General features: G+C 58.9%; 17 protein-coding genes and 1 other annotated feature. Of the genes, 10 read left to right on the plus strand and 7 right to left on the minus strand.

What is annotated here, in order from left to right:
- Window positions 1-31 precede the first annotated feature (31 nt).
- Window positions 32-1,897 (plus strand): polysaccharide biosynthesis protein, encoded by a 1,866-nt coding sequence (locus tag B5E65_RS01450; RefSeq protein WP_087170000.1) that lies wholly within the window; start codon window positions 32-34, stop codon window positions 1,895-1,897.
- Between the two features lie 7 nt (window positions 1,898-1,904).
- On the plus strand, window positions 1,905-2,510 hold the full coding sequence (locus tag B5E65_RS01455) for a sugar transferase (RefSeq protein WP_275532852.1): 606 nt from the start codon (window positions 1,905-1,907) through the stop codon (window positions 2,508-2,510).
- A 68-nt stretch (window positions 2,511-2,578) separates the two neighbouring features.
- Here B5E65_RS01455 and B5E65_RS01460 read toward each other — a convergent pair whose 3' ends face one another.
- Entirely contained in the window at window positions 2,579-3,871 is a 1,293-nt protein-coding gene (locus B5E65_RS01460; RefSeq protein ID WP_087170002.1) for an L-cysteine desulfidase family protein, read from the minus strand.
- Window positions 3,872-4,107: 236 nt separating this feature from the next.
- Here B5E65_RS01460 and B5E65_RS01465 point away from each other — a divergent pair, with 236 nt between their 5' ends.
- The 5 genes from B5E65_RS01465 (at window position 4,108) to B5E65_RS01485 (ending at window position 10,920) form a co-directional block, all read left to right on the plus strand.
- The gene (locus tag B5E65_RS01465; protein WP_087170003.1) at window positions 4,108-6,174 is read left to right on the plus strand and encodes a sigma-54 interaction domain-containing protein; all 2,067 of its coding nucleotides are present in this window, start codon (window positions 4,108-4,110) and stop codon (window positions 6,172-6,174) included.
- Window positions 6,175-6,413: 239 nt separating this feature from the next.
- Window positions 6,414-7,583, plus strand: coding sequence for a MalY/PatB family protein (locus tag B5E65_RS01470; RefSeq protein ID WP_087170004.1), 1,170 nt, complete (start codon window positions 6,414-6,416; stop codon window positions 7,581-7,583).
- 71 nt (window positions 7,584-7,654) lie between these two features.
- Complete coding sequence (locus tag B5E65_RS01475) at window positions 7,655-8,926, plus strand: dicarboxylate/amino acid:cation symporter (RefSeq protein ID WP_087170005.1); 1,272 nt, start codon at window positions 7,655-7,657, stop codon at window positions 8,924-8,926.
- 109 nt (window positions 8,927-9,035) lie between these two features.
- Window positions 9,036-9,404 (plus strand): RidA family protein, encoded by a 369-nt coding sequence (locus B5E65_RS01480; protein ID WP_087170006.1) that lies wholly within the window; start codon window positions 9,036-9,038, stop codon window positions 9,402-9,404.
- Between the two features lie 131 nt (window positions 9,405-9,535).
- Window positions 9,536-9,813: a binding site (T-box leader), on the plus strand.
- Window positions 9,814-9,927: 114 nt separating this feature from the next.
- Complete coding sequence (locus tag B5E65_RS01485; RefSeq protein WP_087170007.1) at window positions 9,928-10,920, plus strand: bile acid:sodium symporter family protein; 993 nt, start codon at window positions 9,928-9,930, stop codon at window positions 10,918-10,920.
- A gap of 50 nt (window positions 10,921-10,970) precedes the next feature.
- Here B5E65_RS01485 and B5E65_RS01490 read toward each other — a convergent pair whose 3' ends face one another.
- The 4 genes from B5E65_RS01490 to B5E65_RS01505 all read right to left on the minus strand — a co-directional run bounded on the left by B5E65_RS01490 (window position 10,971) and on the right by B5E65_RS01505 (window position 16,225).
- Window positions 10,971-12,806: a M56 family metallopeptidase gene (locus B5E65_RS01490; protein ID WP_087170008.1), complete on the minus strand. Its 1,836-nt coding sequence runs from the start codon at window positions 12,804-12,806 to the stop codon at window positions 10,971-10,973.
- Window positions 12,803-13,183 (minus strand): BlaI/MecI/CopY family transcriptional regulator, encoded by a 381-nt coding sequence (locus B5E65_RS01495; RefSeq protein WP_087170009.1) that lies wholly within the window; start codon window positions 13,181-13,183, stop codon window positions 12,803-12,805. The genes B5E65_RS01490 and B5E65_RS01495 overlap by 4 nt, the downstream gene beginning before the upstream one ends.
- A gap of 195 nt (window positions 13,184-13,378) precedes the next feature.
- A complete protein-coding gene (locus B5E65_RS01500; protein WP_087170010.1) occupies window positions 13,379-15,334 on the minus strand; it encodes an NAD(+) synthase in 1,956 nt (651 codons plus the stop codon).
- A gap of 141 nt (window positions 15,335-15,475) precedes the next feature.
- On the minus strand, window positions 15,476-16,225 hold the full coding sequence (locus tag B5E65_RS01505) for an esterase family protein (RefSeq protein WP_087170063.1): 750 nt from the start codon (window positions 16,223-16,225) through the stop codon (window positions 15,476-15,478).
- Window positions 16,226-16,574: 349 nt separating this feature from the next.
- Here B5E65_RS01505 and B5E65_RS01510 point away from each other — a divergent pair, with 349 nt between their 5' ends.
- The 3 genes from B5E65_RS01510 to B5E65_RS01520 all read left to right on the plus strand — a co-directional run bounded on the left by B5E65_RS01510 (window position 16,575) and on the right by B5E65_RS01520 (window position 19,047).
- On the plus strand, window positions 16,575-17,141 hold the full coding sequence (locus B5E65_RS01510) for a manganese efflux pump MntP (protein ID WP_430672982.1): 567 nt from the start codon (window positions 16,575-16,577) through the stop codon (window positions 17,139-17,141).
- Window positions 17,142-17,270: 129 nt separating this feature from the next.
- Window positions 17,271-17,954, plus strand: coding sequence for a VanR-ABDEGLN family response regulator transcription factor (vanR, locus tag B5E65_RS01515; RefSeq protein WP_087170012.1), 684 nt, complete (start codon window positions 17,271-17,273; stop codon window positions 17,952-17,954).
- Window positions 17,947-19,047, plus strand: coding sequence for a sensor histidine kinase (locus B5E65_RS01520; RefSeq protein ID WP_087170013.1), 1,101 nt, complete (start codon window positions 17,947-17,949; stop codon window positions 19,045-19,047). The genes vanR and B5E65_RS01520 overlap by 8 nt, the downstream gene beginning before the upstream one ends.
- A 114-nt stretch (window positions 19,048-19,161) precedes the next feature.
- Here the strand turns inward: B5E65_RS01520 and B5E65_RS01525 are convergent, their stop codons facing one another.
- Window positions 19,162-19,695 carry a DUF308 domain-containing protein gene (locus B5E65_RS01525; protein WP_087170014.1) on the minus strand — a complete coding sequence of 178 codons (534 nt, stop codon included), beginning with the start codon at window positions 19,693-19,695 and terminating at the stop codon, window positions 19,162-19,164.
- Between the two features lie 28 nt (window positions 19,696-19,723).
- Window positions 19,724-20,710, minus strand: coding sequence for a choloylglycine hydrolase (bsh, locus tag B5E65_RS01530; protein WP_087170015.1), 987 nt, complete (start codon window positions 20,708-20,710; stop codon window positions 19,724-19,726).
- Window positions 20,711-20,718: the final 8 nt, after the last annotated feature.

A 20,718-nucleotide genomic window follows, 5' to 3' on the forward strand; every position in this document is an offset into this window, starting at 1 on the left:
GCCTGCCCATGGAGGAACCGATTTGATTACTATGCTACTTGGCCTTTTACGGCGTTTTCGCAAGCAGGTGCTGATCCTGTTTGACGTAGTCATTATTACGATTGCCTATGTGGTGCCCTGGGTGCTGATCAATGGGCGGGTGCAGTATCAGGACTATGCCAGCCTGCTGGTGGCCAGCTGCTTTTTCTTCGTCTGCTGTTACGAGATCGTCTACGGCCTGTTCGGCATGTACGACAGCTTGTGGCGGTATGCGGAAATTGTGGAGTTTTTCCGGCTGTGCGTAGCATCTGCCGTGGCCATGACCCTGTTTGTGGTGGGTACACTGTTCATATTCAGCGAGCGCCGGGTGCCGATATCGGTCTATTGCCTGAGCGCGCTGTTTGCCACTACGCTGACGCTGTACTCCCGGCTTACCTACCGGATGTACCGGAACGTGCGGCTGGGGCAGTCCCGCAACAAGTCACGGCGTACTCTGCTGATCGGCGCGGGGGACGCGGCGTCCACCCTGCTGCATGAACAGTACAAGAAGCCCAGCGCCGATATGAACATCATCTGCTGTGTGGACGACGCGCCGGAAAAACAGGGCCGGTATATTATGGGCGTGCAGATCATGGGTACCACCGAGGATATTCCGGAACTGGTGGAACGCTGCGAGATCGAAACAATCCTGCTGGCCATTCCCACGCTGGATGAAGAAGGCAAGCGCCGGATTCTGTCCATCTGCAACCGCACCAAGTGCAATGTGCGGATCCTGCCGGATATTGTCAAGATGATCACCGACGGCAAGGACCTGGCCTCCCGTATCCGCGATGTGCGGGTGGAAGACCTGCTGGGCCGGGAAGAGATCCACCTGTCCAGTACGATTGCCCAGCTGGTGGGCGGCAAGCGGATCATGGTTACCGGCGGCGGCGGCTCCATTGGTTCGGAGCTCTGCCGGCAGATTGCGTCCTACAACCCGGCGCAGCTGCTGATCGTGGATATTTACGAAAACAGCGCGTATGATATTCAGCAGGAACTCAAGCGCCGGTATGGTACTGCCCTGAACCTGGAAGTGCAGATTGCCTCGGTGCGGGATTCCAAAAAGATGGATGCGCTGTTTGCCCGCTACCGGCCGCAGGTGGTGTTCCATGCGGCGGCGCACAAGCATGTGCCGCTGATGGAGGGCAGCCCGGAAGAAGCGGTCAAGAACAACGTGTTCGGCACCTACAACACGGCAATCTGTGCGGAAAAATACGGTGCGGAGCAGTTTGTGCTGATTTCCACCGATAAGGCCGTCAACCCCACCAATGTGATGGGGGCCACCAAGCGGGTGTGCGAAATGATCGTGCAGGCGATGGCCCAGCAGGGCGGCTCTACCCGGTTTGTGGCGGTTCGGTTCGGCAATGTACTGGGCTCCAACGGATCGGTCATCCCGCTGTTCAAGGATCAGATCGCCTGCGGCGGCCCGGTCACGGTTACCCACCCGGATATCGTCCGGTACTTTATGACCATTTCCGAGGCGGTCAGCCTGGTGCTGGAGGCCGGCGCCATGGCCAAGGGCGGCGAGATCTTCGTGCTGGATATGGGCAAGCCCATGCGGATTCTGGAACTGGCCGAAAACCTGATCAAGCTTTCCGGCTTTATCCCGTATAAAGACATCGAGATCAAGTTTACCGGCCTGCGCCCCGGTGAAAAGCTGTATGAGGAACTGCTCATGGACGAGGAAGGCCTGCAGAAAACCGACAGCGAAAAAATCTACATTGGCGCGCCGCTGAAGATGAACAAGAATACTTTCTTTGACCATCTGTCGGCGCTCAAGCAGATTGCCTACAGCAACAACAGCGAAAATCTGGTGCAGGCACTGATTGATATGGTGCCTACCTTCCATCACAATGCCGGCGGAGAAGAGAGGATGTGACAGCCCCGTGTACCGAGCCTGTTTCAAGCGAGTTATGGATTTCGTTCTCAGCCTGCTGGCTGTAATCGTTCTTTCGCCCCTGCTGATCGTGCTGGCCCTTTGCGTAAAATTCTCCAGCCCCGGCCCGGTGCTGTTCAAGCAGAAACGGGTGGGAAAAGGCAAGACCTTTTTCTCCATCTACAAATTCCGCAGTATGCGCACCGATACGCCGCACGATATGCCCACCCATATGCTGGAAAATCCGGATGCGTTCATTACGCCGGTGGGGCATTTTCTGCGCAAGACCAGTCTGGATGAGCTGCCGCAGCTGTTCAATATCCTGAAAGGGGAAATGAGCATTGTGGGCCCGCGCCCCGCTCTCTGGAACCAGGACGATCTGGTGGCCGAGCGGGATAAGTATGGTGCCAACGACTGCGTGCCAGGCCTGACCGGCTGGGCACAGATCAACGGCCGGGACGAACTCCCTATCCCGGTCAAGGCAGAGTTGGACGGCTACTACGTTGCTCATATGAGTTTCTGGCTGGACATCCGCATCATTTTGCGTACCGCCCTGAACGTGGTATCCCATAAAGGAATTGTGGAAGGCAAACACGAGGAGCCTTCCGAAAAATAAAAATACAGCAGCGCGCCCCTTTGACAGGCCTGTCAAAGGGGCGCGCTGCTGCTGTATAGCCAGGTGTTTTACACGCCGTGGTCCTTTTCGATCATAATGTCCAGAATCGTGCGGTCGGTCTCCACCATGCCCGGGTTGCTGATCCGGCCCATATTGCGGATGGCCTGTTCCGGGGTGATCGCACAGATGCCGTCGGTTGCGTTTACCACAACGCCGCCCACCGCCAGGTAGGCGCTCATCAGGGCGGCGCTGGATGCGGTGGCCAGCTTCAGGGCGCAGCCGATCTTGCCGCCGTCGCAGATCATGCCGGTCAGGTTTGCGGACATGTTGATGATTGCGGCGCCCATCTGCGCATCGGTGCCGCCCATCAGCCAGACCATGGCGGCGCTGGCCGCGGCAGCAGCACTCACGCCGCAGCCGCAGGTGGCGCTCAGCTTGCCGGTAAACAGTTTGATGTACACATTCAGCATGTGGGAGAATGCCAGCGCCTTGACGGTGGCTTCCCGGCTGGCATTCTGATGACGCGCCATCTCCATAACAGGAATGATCGCCGTGATGCCGTGGTTGCCGCTTCCCGCGCTGCTCATTACCGCATAGGGGCAGCCGCTCATACGTCCCTCGGCACTGCTGGCCACCCGTACCATGGTGTTGCTGAACAGGTTGTCGCCCAGCACATCGGTGCCAAGCTGATTCTTCAGGGTGCTGGCGATTCCGATACCCAGCGGGTGCTCCAGCCCGTAGTCCGCCAGATCGCCGTTCATTTTGGCGCCGTCCATCATGAAATCCAGTTCTTCGGCGGAAGCGCTGTCCACCAGTTCCCGGATCTCGGCCACCGTCATGGTGCGCAGCTTTTCGTGCAGCTCGTCCTCGCCTTCCAGGGAATACTCTTTCTGTACCAGAACCTGGTTGTTGGCGCTGGTGAATACGATATTGGAATGGGTGTTCCGGATGGTGCTGATGCCCAGTCCGCGGGTCGTGATGATCTCCGCATGGGCGTACAGCTGGGTTTCCTCTTCCGCGATGGTCACCGAAACCTGCTTTTCCTCCACCAGGCGGGTAGCCTCTTTGCTTACAATGCTGTTGATCTCTTCCAGAAGCTGCAGCCCTTTTTCCGGATTCCCCAGACAAGCGCCCAGTGCCGCTGCGTATTTCAGACCGACCCGGTCGAAACCGGGAATGCCCACCGACATTCCGTTTTTATATACGCCGGGATTCACCTGAACCTTTACCGATACAATCTGCCCGCCGATGGCGTGGTAGGCATCGGCGGCGGCCAGCGCTACGCACACCGGTTCGGTGCAGCCCAACGCAGGAACAACCTCCTGTCGAAGCAATGTCAGCATTTCCTGTTTGTTCAGCATATGGTTCCATCTCCTTTTATCAATGGCCGGTTCCCATACATACCGGCAATACCGTTCACAAATCAGCAAGCAAAAACCATGCCAGAATTAAATAATAAAGTTTGCCGAGGGTTTTGAACAGGATTTGAGGCGCGATTTGTAAGAAACTATAAAAGTATTGACAAAATGCCGCTTTTTCTGGCAATATAAAAGCGTAAATTGGTAATTGGTCATAAATTGGTTTGGGCGGTGAAGCAATGAAAAAGAAGGTCGCTATCGTGGCGCTGGATCCGCAGGCGGGGCGGTTTTATGCCAAGCAGATCCGGGAGCTTTTCGGCACGCGGATCCAGATTTCCGCCTACAGTGTGCGGGATGGTTCGGTGGAAAATCTGGAACGGGCCGATTTGTATATGGTCTCCACCGACGCGTTTGAATCGGTGGGCGATCTGCGTCAGTACATCCCCATTGACGGCGAAGTCATGGAGATCCAGGTCACATTTTTATGGGAAGTGGTTCGCCAGCTGCAAAACCTTCCGGCGGGGACACGGGTACTGTTTGTCAATCTGAGCGATAAGATGGCCCGGGAGGCAGTCAGCCGCTTGAACCAGCTGGGGGTCAACCAGCTGGTGTTTGAGATGTACTATCCGGGGTCTCCGCTGCGGGTCCGGGCGGAAGACTATGATCTTGTGGTAACACCCCATGAGCAGCGTTACGCCCCTCCCTGCATCAAAAAAGTGCTGGATATTGGCCAGCGGGTGCTGACCGCCTCCACCATGACCGAGGCGGCTTTGCGTCTTGGGCTGGACGAATTGCTGGAAACATCCCGGTTTCAGGCGTATCAGAACGCGGTGGCGGCCAATACCTACAGCTTTGACCAGATGTTCAACCGAAGCCGCCGCCTGGAAAGCCAGTTTGAACTGCTGCTTGAAATCCTGGAAGAGGGCATGATTGGGGTAAATGAGAAAGGGGAGGTGTTTGCCTGTAACCGAAAAGCGGAAGAAATTACCGGGGTAAACAGCAAACTGGCGCTTCATCAGGAGGCCACCGCCGTGTATCCCTATCTGCCGTTCCGGGAATGCCTGAAAAGCCGGCGTCCTCTGCCGCCCCGGGTCATGAAGATCGGCGGCACCAATGTGAACGTAACCATGGCGCCGGTCCTGCGGGGCGGAGACTGCATCGGCGCCTTTGCCGGCCTGCAGCGGTTCAGCGACGCGGAAAACCGCCAGAACGAGCTGCGCAGCCAGCTGCTGCACAAGGGCCATCACGCCAAATATACCTTTGACGACGTGCTGGGCGATTCGGCGGCAATCCGACGCAGTGTCAGCATTGCCCGGCGCATGGCGGCCAATGACCTCCCGGTTCTGCTGATCGGGGAAACCGGTACGGGCAAGGAGCTGTTTGCCCATGCGGTGCACAACGCATCGCCCCGGTCGAACGGCCCGTTTGTGGCGCTGAACTGTGCCGCCATGCCGGAGAACCTGCTGGAGAGCGAGCTGTTCGGCTATGAGGATGGGGCCTTTACCGGGGCACGGCGGGGCGGTAAGCCCGGCATGTTTGAGTTTGCCCACGGCGGGACTCTCTTCCTGGATGAGGTGGAGGGCATGAGCCCCGCGCTGCAGATCAAGCTTCTGCGGGTATTGCAGGAGCGGGAGATCATGCGGGTGGGCGGCAACCAGATCATCAGCGTGAACGTGCGGATTGTGGCGGCCACCAACGAAGACCTGGAACAGCGGGTGGAAGAGGGCAGTTTCCGCCGGGATCTGTATTACCGGCTGAATACGCTGCCTGTGCTGATTCCGCCGCTGCGGGAGCGGGGCGAAGACCTGTTTTTGTTGATCGAGCATTTCCAGGCCAGGCTGGGGGCGCGATTCCGCCTGTCGGAAGAGGTACGGGCTGTGCTGGCCAGCCATCAGTGGCGGGGCAATATCCGCGAGCTACGCAACGTGGTGGAGTATTTCAGCTGTACCGGAAATGCCGTGATCGGGCCGGAGGATCTGCCGCCCACGTTCCGGTATTGCCCGCTGCGGGAGGAACGCCCTCAGCCTGCCCGTGCGGTGCCGCAGCCGGTGATGGAGCAGCCGGGTTCGGAAGAAGCCAGACGATTTGTTCTGCGCCGGCTGCTGCTGGCGGCCGGTGCGGGAGCAGGCCGCGACAGCCTGCTGCGTGCTGCCCGCGAGGAAGGGGTCGCGCTCTCTCAACTGGAGGTGCGCCATATCCTGGCCGCGCTGAACCGGGAGGGCCTGGTGCAGATCAGCCGGGGACGCGGCGGCAGCCGGCTCACGGAACAGGGGGTCCGGTTCTGTCGGGAAAATCAAATTGGTTAATTGGTTGATGTGACCAATTAAATTTGAACCGCAAGCCCCTGCCGATTTGCGTAGAAGCTTGCGACCCGACATTGGGATAAAATACACAAAAGAGACAAGAAATAGTAAGAGAAAACGCCGAAACTTCCGGCCGCATCCGGTAAAATTGGAATGGTTGGCACGGGAGTTGCTACAGGAAAAGCGAAATCTTGCGAACGCCGAACGGGTTCGCAGCAACACGGGAAGGACGGATCAGAAGTATGCAGTACAATTTTGATCAGGTAGTAGACCGCAGCCGCAACAACGCGGCCAAATACGACGAGCGGATCAAGAAATTCGGAACCGATCAGGTGATTCCTCTGTGGGTAGCGGATATGGACTTCAAAACCGCGCAGCCGATCATCGATGCGCTGACCGCACGGGCGCAGGAGGGAATTTGGGGATACACCAGCCGTCCTGACAGCTATTTCGATGCGATCTGCGGCTGGCAGCAGCGGCGCAACGGCTGGACGATTGATAAAAGTCTGGTCAGCTGGAGCCTTGGCGTAGTTCCGGCGCTGAGCGCCCTGGTCCGGCTTTTTACACCGGAAGGCGGCAAGGTGCTGATCCAGACCCCGGTCTATTCTGAGTTCTATGATGTGACCGAAGCCTGGAACCGTACGGTTGTGGAAAACCAGCTGGTGGAAAAGGATGGACGCTGGACCATCGACTGGGAGGATTTTGAAGCAAAACTGCCGCAGGTGAGTATGTTCCTGCTGTGCAGCCCCCACAACCCGCTGGGTATTGTCTGGACACGGGAAGAGCTGACCCGCATGACGGATCTGTGCCGCAAATACAACGTGCTGCTGGTGAGCGACGAGATCCACTCCGATCTGATTTTCCACGGCAAGAAGCACATCCCCACCGCCAGCCTGTCTCCGGAGGTAGCCTCCCAGGTGGTAACCTGCATTTCCGGCACCAAAACCTTCAACCTGGCAGGCCTGCAGGCCTCCACCACCGTGTTCCCGAACAAGCGCATGAAGGAAGTGTACGATAAGTTCTGGGGCGCGATGGACATTCACCGGAACAATGCGTTCAGCCTGACCGCCATGCAGGCTGCCTTCAATGAGGGCGAAGAATGGCTGGAGCAGCTGCTGGTGTATCTGGATGGCAACTTCCGGTTTGTGGCGGACTACTGCGCGCAGTATATCCCGCGCATCAAGCCCACCGTGCCGGATGCCACCTATCTGATGTGGCTGGATTGCCGTGATCTGCATATGAGCAACGAGGAGCTGCGCCGCTTTATGATTGAAAAAGCAGGTCTGGGCCTGAACGAGGGCTGGAGTTTCGGCCGCAGCCTGACCGGCTTTATGCGGCTCAACGCGGCCTGCCCGCGCAGTGTGCTGGAACAGGCCATGAAACAGCTGCAGGCGGCCGTGGACGCGCTGTAAGCGGCAGATTTATCACCGTACAACCATACCGGACGACAACCCAAAAGAAGAAGAGAAAAAGGAGCAATACAATGGCTAACCAGACCGTGCGCAAAAAGTCCTTCTGGGAGCAGTACAAACTCCCGATCCTGCTGCTGGGCGGCATTGCCGTCGGTTCCATCATTGGCGTGGTGTCGCCCTCTCTGGGGCAGACCCTGAAACCCCTGGGCGAAATCTTTCTGAATCTGCTGTTCACCATTGTGGTGCCGCTGGTGTTTGTGTCCATTGCCTCGGCGGTGGGCAGTATGCTGAACATGAAGCGCCTGGGCAAAATTCTGGGCAGTACCATTCTGGTGTTCCTGGTTACCGGCGCAATCGCAGGCGTCTGCGTGCTTTGCTGGGTCAATTTGTTCAGCCCTTCTGCCGGTACCAATATCCAGATGGGCCAGGCCGAGATGGGCGAGATGCAAAGTGCTTCTGAAATGCTGGTCAACAGCCTGACGGTCAGCGACTTCCCTGAACTGCTCAGCCGTCAGAACATGCTGCCGCTGATCATCTTTGCTATTCTGTTCGGTTTCTGCGTATCCGCCTGCGGCGGTGACGAGAGCCCGGTGGGCAAACTCCTGGGCAACCTGAACCAGGTCATCATGAAGTTCGTGGACCTGATCATGAAGATTGCCCCCATTGGCCTGGGCGCGTATTTTGCCAACCTGATCGGTGAGTTCGGCCCCGAACTGCTGGGCGATTATGGCCGCTCCATGGTGGTGTACTACCCGCTGTGCCTGCTGTATGTGATGATTTTCTTCCCTCTGTACGCCCTGTTTGCCGGCGGTAAAACCGGCGTGAAAAAGATGCTCAAAAACATCTTTGCCCCGGCGGTTACCGCCTTTGCCACCCAGAGTTCGGTGGCCACCCTGCCGGTCAACAAGGAAGCCTGCGACAACATCGGTGTACCCAAGGACGTGAGCGACCTGGTTCTGCCGCTGGGCGCCACAGCCCATATGGACGGTTCCGTGCTGAGCTCCATTGTGAAGATCGCGTTCCTGTTCGGCGTGTTCGGAATGCCCTTCACCGGCGTGGATACCTATGCAATGGCCATCGTGGTGGCGGTAATGTCCGCCTTTGTGCTCAGCGGTGCGCCCGGCGGCGGCCTGGTGGGCGAAATGCTGATTGTCAGCCTGTTTGGCTTCCCGGCAGAGGCGTTCCCGCTGATTGCCACCCTGGGTTTCCTGTTCGATCCCGCCGCCACCTGCCTGAACGCTTCCGGCGATACCCTGGCCTCCATGATGGTGGCCCGCCTGGTGGAAGGCAAGGACTGGCTGAAGGGCGCCGCGGCCCGCAAGGCTGAGGGGGAGCAAGCTTGATTTTGCGGCCCCTTGTGCTATAATCAAATCAGAAAATGCTGCTGTCCCTCCGCCCGCTGCGGCGGAGGGATATTGCACAGAAAATCAGAAAACAGGAGGATGTATCCAAATGAAAGTTATTGCTACCAACAACGCTCCCGGCGCGATCGGACCGTACTCTCAGGGCTATGAGGTGGGCAACCTCGTCATCACTTCCGGCCAGCTGCCGGTAGATCCTGCCACCGGCAACATGCCCGAGGGCATCGCCGCCCAGGCGGAGTGGAGCTGCAAGAACGTGGGTGCCATTCTGGAAGCGGCCGGCTCCGGCTTCGACAAGGTTGTCAAGACCACCTGCTTCCTGGCCAACATGGGCGATTTTGCCGCCTTCAACGAAGTGTACGCCAAGTTCTTCACCTCCAAGCCCGCCCGCAGCTGCGTGGCCGTGAAGGATCTGCCCAAGGGCGCCCTGTGCGAGATCGAAGCGATCGCCGAGAAGTAAGCGTACAGAACTGTCAAGGGCAATCGTGCGCGAAAACCCGAACAGATCTTTGTGAAAAAGCGAAAAACCTGTGGCTGCCCGTTGACTTTTTCTCCGAACGCGGTATAATGGCCTCATTGCCAGTTCATCAAGATAAAGCGTTGATGAGGCCAAGTAAGGCAAATGACCGCTTTCAGAGAGCTGCCGGGTGGTGAAAGGCAGCAGCGTGCTTTGCCCGAAGCATCCCCTCGGAGCTGCAGGCTGAACCGCCCGGATACCGGGCTCAAGTAAGCTACGCCGGCTGACAGCCGTTATCCTGTCACCCATTCGGCTGCCTGGCTGCAGCCCGATGTGGACAGAGTGGTCCGGTATTTCCGGGCAATAAGAGTGGTACCGCAGAGTGCTTGCTTTACAAGCCTTTGTCTCTTGCATGCGCAGGAGGCAAAGGCTTTTTTGTTTGCCTGTGTGGGATCAGGCTGACGCCGGGCCGCGGACTCGGTTCAGGATATAGCCGCCGAGCGGCAAACTGAGAGGAGAAATGAACATGGAAGCGTTGAGGAAAGTAAGCAAATTTGCGGGCAAATACATGGCCATTATTGTGCTGGTCGTGGCTGTTATTGCTTTCTTCGTACCCGAGAGCTTTTTGTGGGTGGGCAAGGATTACAATGTGGTCACCCGCATTGTTACGGTGAACAACCTGCTGATGGTGGTCATGTTCGGCATGGGCCTGACCCTGAAGCTGGACGACTTTAAGGTCGTGTTCTCCCGTCCCAAGGACGTGCTGGTCGGCTGTGCCGCGCAGTTCGTCATCATGCCGCTGCTGGCATTCCTGCTGACCAAGGTCTTTGCCCTGGGCCCGGAACTGGCGGTGGGCGTCATTCTGGTGGGTACCTGCCCGGGCGGCACTTCCTCCAACGTGATGACCTTCCTGGCCAAGGGTGATGTGGCCCTGAGCGTAGGCATGACCGCCTGCTCCACCGTTCTGGCTCCGTTCCTGACCCCGGCCCTGACCTATCTGTATGCCCATGAGACCGTCACCGTCAACATGATGGACATGTTCATGAGCATCGTAAAGATCGTGATCATCCCCATCGCGCTGGGCTTCATCATCAACAAGCTGTTCGGCAAGTTTACCCAGGCCGTTGTGGAGATCCTGCCGCTGATCTCGGTGGTGGCGATCGTGACCATCGTGGGTGCTGTGGTGGCCCCCAATGCCGAAAAGCTGTTTGCCAACGGCATCCTGATCCTGACCGTCGTGATCCTGCACAATCTGCTTGGCTATGCCCTGGGCTATGGCGTGGGCAAGTTGCTGAAGATGAGCGATCCCAAGTGCAACGCTGTATCCATCGAAGTGGGCATGCAGAACAGCGGTCTGGCCACCAGTCTGGCCGGCACCGTCTTCCCGGACCTGGCTCTGGCCACTGTGCCCGGCGCCCTGTTCAGCGTATGGCATAATATCTCCGGCTCCATCGTGGCCAACATCATGGCCGCTGCCGCGGAGAAAAAGGCTGCCAAAGCCGCTGCCGAAAGCAAATAAACTTGGCACAAAGAAGCCCCGCGCCGTTCCGGTGCGGGGCTTCTTCCGGTTTACAGTGTTCCGACAGGGCCGATCTGCAGGCTGCCGGCAATCAGATTCAGAGTATCCTCGTCGGGTACCTGATCCGGTTCAAAGCGAAGCGCGATGTAGACTTCCAGTTCCCGGTTAAAGCAGAGCAGGCCCTTGGTTTCAAGTTCCGGTACGGATGCCATGTTTTCCTCCGGATGGGCTTCCATATAGGCACTGTCCTTATAAATAACGTCCGCAATACCGCTTTCGCCCTGGTCGTACCGGCTTACCGCCGTGTACGGGTTCCAGATATCAACGCTGGAAAGCCGCAGTTCCGTGTAAACGGTTTTATACTCATCCTCCGGCGGCACGGGTTCTTCGGTATAGGGGGTGTATCGGCCGTATTTCAGGATGCCCACCAGCACGTCTCCGTTGTAGATATCCATGGGGGAGAGCAGGCTGGCGAAGGAGACGGTGGGGCTGTTGGGCATATTGTATACCCCTTCCTCCAGCCTGGAGCGAACCTCCCACCCCTCGGGCAGCATCAGCCGCAGGTCGAAAGCTGAATCCTCCGTCTCACTGCCGAAGGTCACATAGTAGGTGCTGAGGGCTGCCGCCGGCTCGATGCCGGCCTTGGCAAGCAGATCCACCGTCAGGCTTGGATCCTCGTCACCGGGCAGATACGCGTCCATCTGCAGGCTGCGATAGGTTGTTTCCCCCAGAGCAATGGAATAGGTCTGGCCGGCCTGCCAACTGCGATCCGCGTTTTCCTGTTCCAGAAAATGCACACTCATGTTGTCCGTGCCCATAGCGGCCTGACCATAGACCAGAATGTTCCAGTCGCTGGCGGGTGTGTAGCTTTCCGGCAGGGTAAAGGTAATGGCGGTTCCGTCAAAGGCAATGCTGTTTTCCAGTTCATCCAGGGCCTGCTGCGGGTCGGCCTTTCGGCCGGTAAAGGTACATCCGATCAGCACTGCCGCGCAGACCGCCAGGGCCGCCGCCGCCCAGATGCGGGTACGGGTGCCGGAAACGATCAGCGCAATGCGCCGCTGCAGGCTGTTCCGTCCGGCGCTCATGGTGGTAGCGGTGCAGCCCGGGTAGACCGGCCCGCGCATCCGCCGGACCACTGCGACCAGCGTGTGCCCGTAGGCAATCCGCTCCGGCTCACCCAGTACCCGGACAGCCCGTTCGTCGCAGGCGCGCTCGCAGTCTTCCCGGGAAGCCGCCGCTGCTGCCCACACCAGCGGATCAAACCAGTACAGGCACAGACAGACTGCCCGCACCAGCGCCCAGATGTGGTCCCGCTGCCTCCAGTGGGACTCTTCATGCACCAGAATGTGCCGCAGCATGGCAGGGTCACCGGTTACTTCCGTGGGAACGTATACCGCCGGCCGCAGCAGCCCGAACAGACAGGGCGAACTGAGCCCGCTGACACGGTAGACCGGCAGAGAACAATCGGCGGCCATCGGACGGCGTGCCGCGCGCAGCTGGCGGGCGAACCGGAGATTCACAAAGAGAAACCATACCGCTGCGGCCAGAACGCCTGCCAGCCACAGTACTGGCAGAACGGAAACCCCTTCAGAAGCAGCAGCTGCGCCGGTTCCGGCGGCCGCAGGCCCGGGAACTGCTATGCCGCCGGCCTGCACCCGGACGGTCTGCCCGGTAATGACGGCCTCTACACGGCGGGCACTGGAAAGATTCATCACACTGCTGCCTGCGGGCAGGGAGAAGGGAAGCAGCAGCCGAAGCGCCGCCAACCCCCACAGGCTGTACTGAAGGCGGCGGCTGATCCGGCCACGCAGCAGCTGCCGAAGCACCAGCAAAGCCAGAATCAATACCGACGAGGTGACAAGAAGTTCCGAAACCGAAGCGATCATGGCTGTTCCTCCTCCGCTTTTTTCAGCAGGGCGTCCAGCGCGGCCAGATCCTCATCGGACAGGCGGGTGTCGCCCACCAGTGTATTCACCATCAGCTTCAAACTGCCGCCATACAGGCGGGAAAGAAAACTGCGGGTTTCCTGCCGTTGGGTGGCGGTCCGGTCCAGAATGGGGTAGAACTGTTTGGCCCGTTCGCCTTCCTCGTGCCGGACAGCGCCTTTCGCCTCCAGGCGGGACAGCATGGTGATTACCGTGTGTTTGCTCCAGCCGGTATCCTCCCGCAGCTGCTCCACCAGCTGGGTAATGGTACGGGGAGAGTGGTCCCAAAGCGCGTTCATCAACAGCCACTCGCTGTCGGACAATCGAATTACGTCCATATCCTGCCTCCTTTGGTAGACAATTGATTACCTTACTTGCATTGTAACAGAACAGGTAAACAAATGTCAACCTGTAAATGCAGCGAAATATACACGGGACCGGGCGTTTTACAAACGGCTGCTTTTGGATGCGGCAAAACAAAAACGGACGCGGCAAGCCAACCGGGCTTTCCGCATCCGTTTTGTATAGGGGATTCAATTTACGCGCTGCCGGGCAGAGGCTTCTCCGTTGCCGTTCCGAAGCTGTTCCAGCTCGGCCAGCCAAAGGGTGCTGCAGGCATCGCTGGGCATCCGCCAGTCGCCCCGGGGAGACAGCGCCGCCGACCCTACCTTGGGGCCGTCCGGCAAACAGCTGCGCTTGAACTGCTGCACAAAGAAACGGCGGTAGAAGTTCTCCAGCCAGTGCAGAAGCACCGCATCGCTGTACCGCCCGGCAAAAGCGGCACGGGCCAGATGCAGGATCTTGGCAGGGCCAAAGCCGAATCGCAGCACATGATAGAGGTAAAAATCGTGCAGCTCATAGGGGCCTACCAGCTGTTCAGTCTGCTGGGCAATCTGCCCGTTCTCGTCAGCGGGCAGCAGTTCCGGGCTTACCGGGGTGTCCAGAATATCCAGCAGCACGCGGCGGAGCTCTTCGCTCTCCGCCCGGGCAGCCTCATAGGCCACCAGATGCCGTACCAGCGTTTTGGGGATCCCGGCGTTTACGCCGTACATGCTCATGTGGTCGCCGTTGTAGGTGGCCCAGCCCAGCGCCAGCTCGCTCAGATCGCCGGTGCCGATCACCAGGCCGCCCTGCTGGTTGGCCAGATCCATCAGTTCCAGGGTGCGTACCCGGGCCTGCGCGTTCTCAAACGTAATGTCCAGCACCGAGGGATCATGCCCGATGTCGGCAAAGTGGCTCTGTACCGTGGCGGCAATGTTCACTTCCTGAAAACTTACCCCCAGCTCCCGGCAGAGAACTTCCGCGTTGGAACGGGTGCGCCGGGTGGTGCCGAAGCAGGGCATGGTCACAGCCTGTACGCCGGCCGGGTCACGCCCCAGCAGGCGGAACGCCCGCACAGCAACCAGCAGGGCAAGGCAGCTGTCCAAACCGCCGGAAATACCGATTACCGCGCAGTTCGCATGGGCGTGCTCCAGGCGCTTGGCCAGGCCCTGGCTCTGAATGTTCAGGATCAATTCACACCGCCTGGCGCGGCCTGCTTCATCAGAGGGCACAAAGGGCATGGGATTCACCGGCCGGGTAAGGGGAACTTCCCGCATCGTCAGGTCAAATGGGATTTCCAGATACCGGTCGTGCCCGGCAGGGGAGAAGGAGGTGTTCCGCTGCCGTTCCGCCGCCAGCCGCTGCACATCCAGTTCGGTGGAGACGTATCCGGTGCCAAAAGGCCCGCACTCCGCCAGCAGGGAACCGTTTTCCGCAACCAGGTTATGGGCGGCAAAAACCATGTCGGTGGTGGATTCACCATAACCCGCATCGGCGTACAGATACCCGCAAAGCAGCCGGGCCGACTGCCCGGTTACCAGCTGGCGGCGGTATTCAGCCTTGCCGACCGTCTCGTTGCTGGCCGACAGGTTGGCAATCACGGTAGCGCCCGCCAGCGCATGCCCGATGCTGGGCGGAACAGGGGCCCATAAATCCTCGCACAGTTCCACCGCCAGGCAGAACTGCGGCAGCTGACGGCAGCGGAACAGCAGCTTTGTGCCAAACGGTACCGGCTGCCCCTCAAACGCCACCGTCACGGTTTCCGCCGGGGCGGGGGTAAAGTGCCGCAGTTCGTAAAACTCGGCGTAATTGGGCAGATGGGTTTTGGGCACAAAACCCAGCACAGCGCCGTCATGCACCACCGCCGCACAGTTGTATAATTTCTGTTCCACCAGCAGGGGCAGACCTACCAGCAGCACCGGATCCAGCCCGGCGCTGGCCTGTACGATCCGGCGCAGCGCCTGCTTGGCCCCCTGCAGCAGAGGCTCCTGCAAAAACAGATCGCCGCAGGTATAACTGGTGATTCCCAGTTCCGGGGTACAGAGCAGCTGAATGCCCTGCTCGTGCGCATCCTGCAAAGCCCGGATCAGTTCCTGTGCGTTGAATGCGCAGTCCGCCACCCGCAGCGCGGGGGAGACAGCTGCCGCCTTGATAAAACCGTATTGCATCCTGTTCCCACCTGTCTGTATTTTCCCGTGCCGTACGGGAAGCATTTGGTTGTCGTTGTCAGTATAGCATATCGGGCAGGAAAGAGCAAAGGCCCGCTGCGCACAGCGCGCGGCGGGCCTTTAAAGTTATTGGCAAAGTGGTCAGTTGCCGGTATCCAGCAGATTGCGCAGGAAATAGGGCAGCTGCTTGCACCACCAGGGCCAGTCATGCACCACATCGGTGCCCCAGATGTCCTTCCAGACATTCACGCCCAGGTTCCGCAGAATATGGGTGAGTTCCTGGGTGCTGGCCAGCGCGTCGTTTTCAAAAGCGCCCTGCCCGGCACACAGGATCAGCTTGCCCTGATCCCGCAGCAGGGGAATATAGGAATGATCCGCGGGCATGTTGGCCATGTAGTCCATGGGACTGTTGCGGTATACCAGATCATCCATGTAGCCGTCAAAGAAATAGGCGGCACTGTAGATGCCGGACAGCCCGATGGCGCCCCGCACCAGATCGGGGCGGCGCAGGTACAGGTTTACCGCATGCAGTGCGCCCAGGCTGCAGCCCGCGGTCAGGACCCGGCCGTTCCAGGCGGAGAGTTGCAGTGCCCGGGGAATGATTTCTTCGCAAATATAGTTGTGCCAGCGTTCCTGCATCTCAATGCGGGGCCGGGCAGGCCCTTCGCCGTTCCAGCTTTCCCGGTCGATGCTGTCCACCGTGATCAGCAGCAAGCGTCCTTCTTCCAGGAGAGGCGCCACAGCCTGAACCATCCCGTTGTTCTCAAAATCGTAAAAACGCCCGCACTCACAGGGGAACGCGATACAGGGCTGGCCGCCCTGCCCGTAGACCTTGAACTCCATATCCCGGTTCAAAAACCGGCTGGGCTCCTTGAAATAACGCACTTCCATGGCAGGCACCTCCTCCGGATTTTCAAGGGCCGGCCGCACAGGCCGCAATGTATGGGCCGGCACGGCCAAAAACACCTTTGTTAACTTTACAATAGCAAAGCGGACAAGCCTTTGTCAATACTTTGGCAAGGGATTTCACGGCCTTTTCCGCGCATTTTTCGTTTGCTGCTTGACAAGCCCCGCAAGCTGTGATACCATGTTCGGGAACTAAGGGAGTAGTCGGCGCTTTGGCGTAACAAGGTCAACATACTGGGGCCGTGCCTCTGGCTTTGTTTTTCATGACGAGACTTATTTGCATACCGCAAATAGGTCTCGTTTTTTGTTGCCCAAAACGCCCAATGAAGGGAGCATACAAATGGGTTTAGCAGAACTGTTTTTGGTTGCCGTGGGGCTGTCCATGGACGCATTCGCTGTATCGGTGTGTAAAGGTCTGTCCGCCGGGCGGGTCAACCTGCGCCACTCGCTGACCGCCGGTGCCTGGTTTGGCGGCTTTCAGGCGCTGATGCCGCTTCTGGGCTGGCTGCTGGGCGTGCGGTTTCAGAGCCTGATCACCCATCTGGACCACTGGATCGCCTTTGTATTGTTGGGGCTGATCGGCGCGAACATGATCCGAGAGGCGCTGACCGGCGGGGAAGAAAAGGTAGAGGCCTCCTTTGGCTGGCGGGCTATGCTGCCGATGGCGGTGGCCACCAGCATTGACGCGCTCACCGTGGGCATTACCTTTGCATTCCTGGGGGTACCCATCCTGCAGGCCGTATGCCTGATTGGCGTGACCACCTTTATTCTGTCGGCCATCGGCGTGCGTGCCGGCGGCGTGGTAGGGATGCGCGGCAAAAAGCGGGCCGAACTGCTGGGCGGTGCGGTGCTGGTTCTGATGGGTCTACGGATTCTGGTTGAACATCTGGGGATCCTGTAAGCCAGACAAGAGAAAAACGCGGCGGGAAGAGGCAAAATCCCGCCGCGTTTTTGTGTGGAAATTCCCCCGTTGGTGTGATATAGTGAAGCTGACCGATACTCTTTTTTAATAAGAACAACAGAGGAACACATGGATATTTTGGTTGTTGACGACGAAAAGGCAATTGCGGATCTGGTGGAGCTGTATCTGACAAACGAGGGCTTTACTGTGCACAAATGCCTGAATGCTGCGCAGGCGCTGGATTGTGTGCAGAACCACCCGCTGGATCTGGCAATCCTGGATGTGATGCTGCCGGATATGGACGGGTTTGCGTTGTGCCGCCGCATCCGGGAACAACATCTTTTCCCGATTCTGATGCTCACGGCCCGGGTGGAGGACATGGACAAGATCACCGGTCTGACCCTGGGGGCGGACGACTATATCACCAAGCCTTTCAACCCGCTGGAACTGGTGGCCCGGGTGAAAACCCAGCTGCGCCGGTATACCCGGTATAATCCGGGCGGCAGCGGCCCGGTGCAGGAGTACGATATCCGCGGGCTGCAGATTTCCCGCGCCTCCCACAAATGCACCCTGTTTGGGGAGGAACTGTCGCTCACCCCGCTGGAATTCTCTATTCTTTGGTATCTGTGCAGCCGCCAGGGGCAGGTGGTTTCCAGCGAGGAGCTGTTCGAAGCGGTGTGGGGCGAAAAGTATATGGACAGCAACAATACCGTTATGAGTCATATCGCCCGCCTGCGGGAGAAGATGCACGAGCCCAGCCGCAAACCGAAATTCATCAAGACCGTCTGGGGAGTGGGGTATACCATTGAGTGAGCAAAGCTTTTCCGAAAAAATTAAAACCTGCCGCAACCGGGCGCTGAAAGCCTGGCTGCATTATCTGGGGTACCTGTGTGCCTGGGCCGCGATCCTGCTGCTGGTGCTGGCCAGCGGCGTTATCCTGGACAACACATTTGTTTTGCAGCCGGGCGCCCTGTATGAAGTGCTGCATTTTGTCAGAAGCAATGTGGAAATAGTCTTTTGCGTGCTGCTGCTGGCTGGCTGGGCCGTGATCAGCTATTTCTATATTGCCCGCCCGATACGGGATATGGAACTGCTTATGGTAAGCACCGCCGCGCTGGCCCATCCCGGTGATACCCCCATCCGACTGCCGGAGTCCATGAAAAATGCGGAAAACCGCTTGAACCTGGTGCGGGAACAGGCGCTGCGCAATATCCAGGCCGCCCGGGATGCGGAACAGCGGAAAAACGACCTGGTGGTCTACCTGGCCCACGACCTGAAAACGCCCCTCACCAGTGTGATCGGGTACCTGACCCTGCTGCAGGATGAACCGGAACTTTCCCCGGCGATGCGCGCCCGGTATACCGGCGTGGCTCTGGAAAAGGCGCTGCGGCTGGAAGATCTGGTGAATGAATTCTTTGACATTACCCGGTTCAGCCTGACCCACCTGGAACTGGAGCTGCAGAGCGTGGACCTGAAACGGATGCTGGAACAGATCGTCAGCGAATTTGAACCGACCCTGCGCCAGAAGAAAATGCGCTGCACGCTGGACCTTCCCCAAACGCTTACCGTTGTCTGCGACCCGGACAAGATGGCGCGTGTGTTCGATAACCTGCTCAACAACGCCGCACATTATGCCTATCCGGCTTCCACCGTGCAGATTCGGGCCCAGCAGCGCGAAGGGGCTGTGGTGCTGACTTTCCAGAACGCCGGCAGAACGATTCCGGCGGAAAAGCTGAAACGGATGTTTGACCAGTTTTTCCGGCTGGATTCCTCCCGGGGCACCGATACCGGAAATGCCGGCCTGGGCCTGGCCATTGCCCGGGAAATTGTGGAGGCGCACGGCGGCTCTATAGAGGCACAAAGCGAACAGGAAACCATCCGTTTCACCGTTACGCTGCCCGCCTGAGACAAAAACGGTGCGGGCGGAAAACAGCAATAAAAAACGGCGGGCAGCCGGGGAGTGATTCCCGCGGCTGTCCGCCGTTTTCCTGTTGAATAAGTTCCGGCAAAACCGGAAATCTTAGCGGCTGCGCCGTTCCGTCAGACAGGCGGCCAGATCGCTGACGCCGTCCAGCAGCAGCGCAATACCGAATACCCGGATCACCAGCTGGGCCGTCTGAAAGGGGCGAATCAGAATGAGCAGCCCCAGAGCCAGCGGCAGAAAGCTGGAAACAGCCAAAGGAACACGCGCCTGCTGCTGGTAGCGCAGCGCATCAATGGCAAGGGGAAGTTTGCCGAGCCCGTCCAGCAACAGCAGCGCGCCCAGTACCAGCGGCAGAAATGACAGAATTACATGAGGCCATAGCATGGCAAAGAGAGCGAATGCCAGTGTCAGAACGCCTGAAAACAGATCCCCGGGCAAAGACTGCCCCGCTTTGCGCCCTTTTGCATAGCGGAACAGATGCCCCAGCCCGTACAGCGCTGAACCGGCAGCAAGCATCCAGATAAATACCGTGCCGCTTTCACCGGGAAAGAGCAGCAGCAGAATACCGAATACCATATACAGCGCAGCCAGCCAGACCGATGCGGTGCGAACCCAGAAAAACTGAAACAAGGCGCAGGCCCCCTACCATAAAAAATTCTCAGCTCTCTGCGTTGACGTGGCAGATCTGCTGACCGGCAATCAGCGGGAAGCAGGACAGCTGCTCACCCTCCAGATCCGCCCCGTGCAGGTGTACGGCGCTGATCTGGTTGTTGCCGTAGGTTTTGTAATAGTATATGCCGGTGGATGCGTCAATACAGCAGGAATAGGTGGTAATATCCGGTTTGCCCTCCGGCGTAATTACGCTGCCGCGCACCATGGCAACCCCGTCCAGAATATGGAAGAATTCACCCACAGCCTCTTCGGGGGCATCGCCCCACAGGGCGTTCTCCTTCAAAAAGCAGGCGCGGACAAAGCGGGACTGGGGCGACCAGTCGCCCGGCAGCCCGATGGCTCCCATGCCCTGGCCCACGGTATGCAGATCCAGGCCGGGCGCGAACCGGTTTTCCGGCGACCGGGCGGACAGATGCATATAATTGTTCAGGTTGGCCAGCTGAAGCGGATACGGCGGGTTGTTGGTCAGCACGCCGGCGGGATCCTCATACAGATGAATGCCGTCCCGGGTAGCTTCCATAACCAGGCAGCCGGAAGCATCAGCGATATGCCAGTGCAGCGGCGCCAGAGGGTAACCCGGTGCAAAGGGGATCGCGGCCAGGCGCAGCCCTTCCAGTATCTGCCGCGCCTGTGCCAGATCGGCGCAGCGTCCCAGAATCAGAGGGATCAGCTCGTAGGGGGTTACCGCCTGGGTGTCTCCGTCCTCGGCCGGGGGATAGTACGCGTTCCCGGGAAAGTTCAGCCCGGCCATGTACAGGCCTTTTTCGTTCATGGCCTCCGCATAGAGGGGATAGTTGTTGGCTACGGTGGCCATGCCGATCAGGGCATAATGCTGGGGAAGCGGTTCCCGCAGCCGGAAGGGGAACGGATACCTGCGCGGCGTAATGACCACCTGCTCGCCGAACGAGTACCCCAGATCCAGGTTGCGGCCAAACAGCGGGCCGGCGGACCGGGCTGCCAGACTAGTACACATACATGCTG

The sequence above is a fragment of the Gemmiger sp. An120 genome (genome assembly GCF_002160955.1).
Classification (GTDB): Bacteria; Bacillota; Clostridia; order Oscillospirales; family Ruminococcaceae; genus Gemmiger_A; species Gemmiger_A avium.

Excerpts from the sequence above, each read along its gene's own strand:
- B5E65_RS01465 (WP_087170003.1), top strand. The coding sequence starts at position 4,108 with ATGAAAAAGAAGGTCGCTATCGTGGCGCTGGATCCGCAGGCGGGGCGG.
- B5E65_RS01485 (WP_087170007.1), top strand. The coding sequence starts at position 9,928 with ATGGAAGCGTTGAGGAAAGTAAGCAAATTTGCGGGCAAATACATGGCC.
- B5E65_RS01475 (WP_087170005.1), top strand. The coding sequence starts at position 7,655 with ATGGCTAACCAGACCGTGCGCAAAAAGTCCTTCTGGGAGCAGTACAAA.
- B5E65_RS01495 (WP_087170009.1), bottom strand. The coding sequence starts at position 13,183 with ATGGACGTAATTCGATTGTCCGACAGCGAGTGGCTGTTGATGAACGCG.
- B5E65_RS01490 (WP_087170008.1), bottom strand. The coding sequence starts at position 12,806 with ATGATCGCTTCGGTTTCGGAACTTCTTGTCACCTCGTCGGTATTGATT.
- B5E65_RS01460 (WP_087170002.1), bottom strand. The coding sequence starts at position 3,871 with ATGCTGAACAAACAGGAAATGCTGACATTGCTTCGACAGGAGGTTGTT.
- B5E65_RS01505 (WP_087170063.1), bottom strand. The coding sequence starts at position 16,225 with ATGGAAGTGCGTTATTTCAAGGAGCCCAGCCGGTTTTTGAACCGGGAT.
- B5E65_RS01480 (WP_087170006.1), top strand. The coding sequence starts at position 9,036 with ATGAAAGTTATTGCTACCAACAACGCTCCCGGCGCGATCGGACCGTAC.
- B5E65_RS01500 (WP_087170010.1), bottom strand. The coding sequence starts at position 15,334 with ATGCAATACGGTTTTATCAAGGCGGCAGCTGTCTCCCCCGCGCTGCGG.
- vanR (WP_087170012.1), top strand. The coding sequence starts at position 17,271 with ATGGATATTTTGGTTGTTGACGACGAAAAGGCAATTGCGGATCTGGTG.
- B5E65_RS01470 (WP_087170004.1), top strand. The coding sequence starts at position 6,414 with ATGCAGTACAATTTTGATCAGGTAGTAGACCGCAGCCGCAACAACGCG.
- B5E65_RS01450 (WP_087170000.1), top strand. The coding sequence starts at position 32 with ATGCTACTTGGCCTTTTACGGCGTTTTCGCAAGCAGGTGCTGATCCTG.
- bsh (WP_087170015.1), bottom strand. The coding sequence starts at position 20,710 with ATGTGTACTAGTCTGGCAGCCCGGTCCGCCGGCCCGCTGTTTGGCCGC.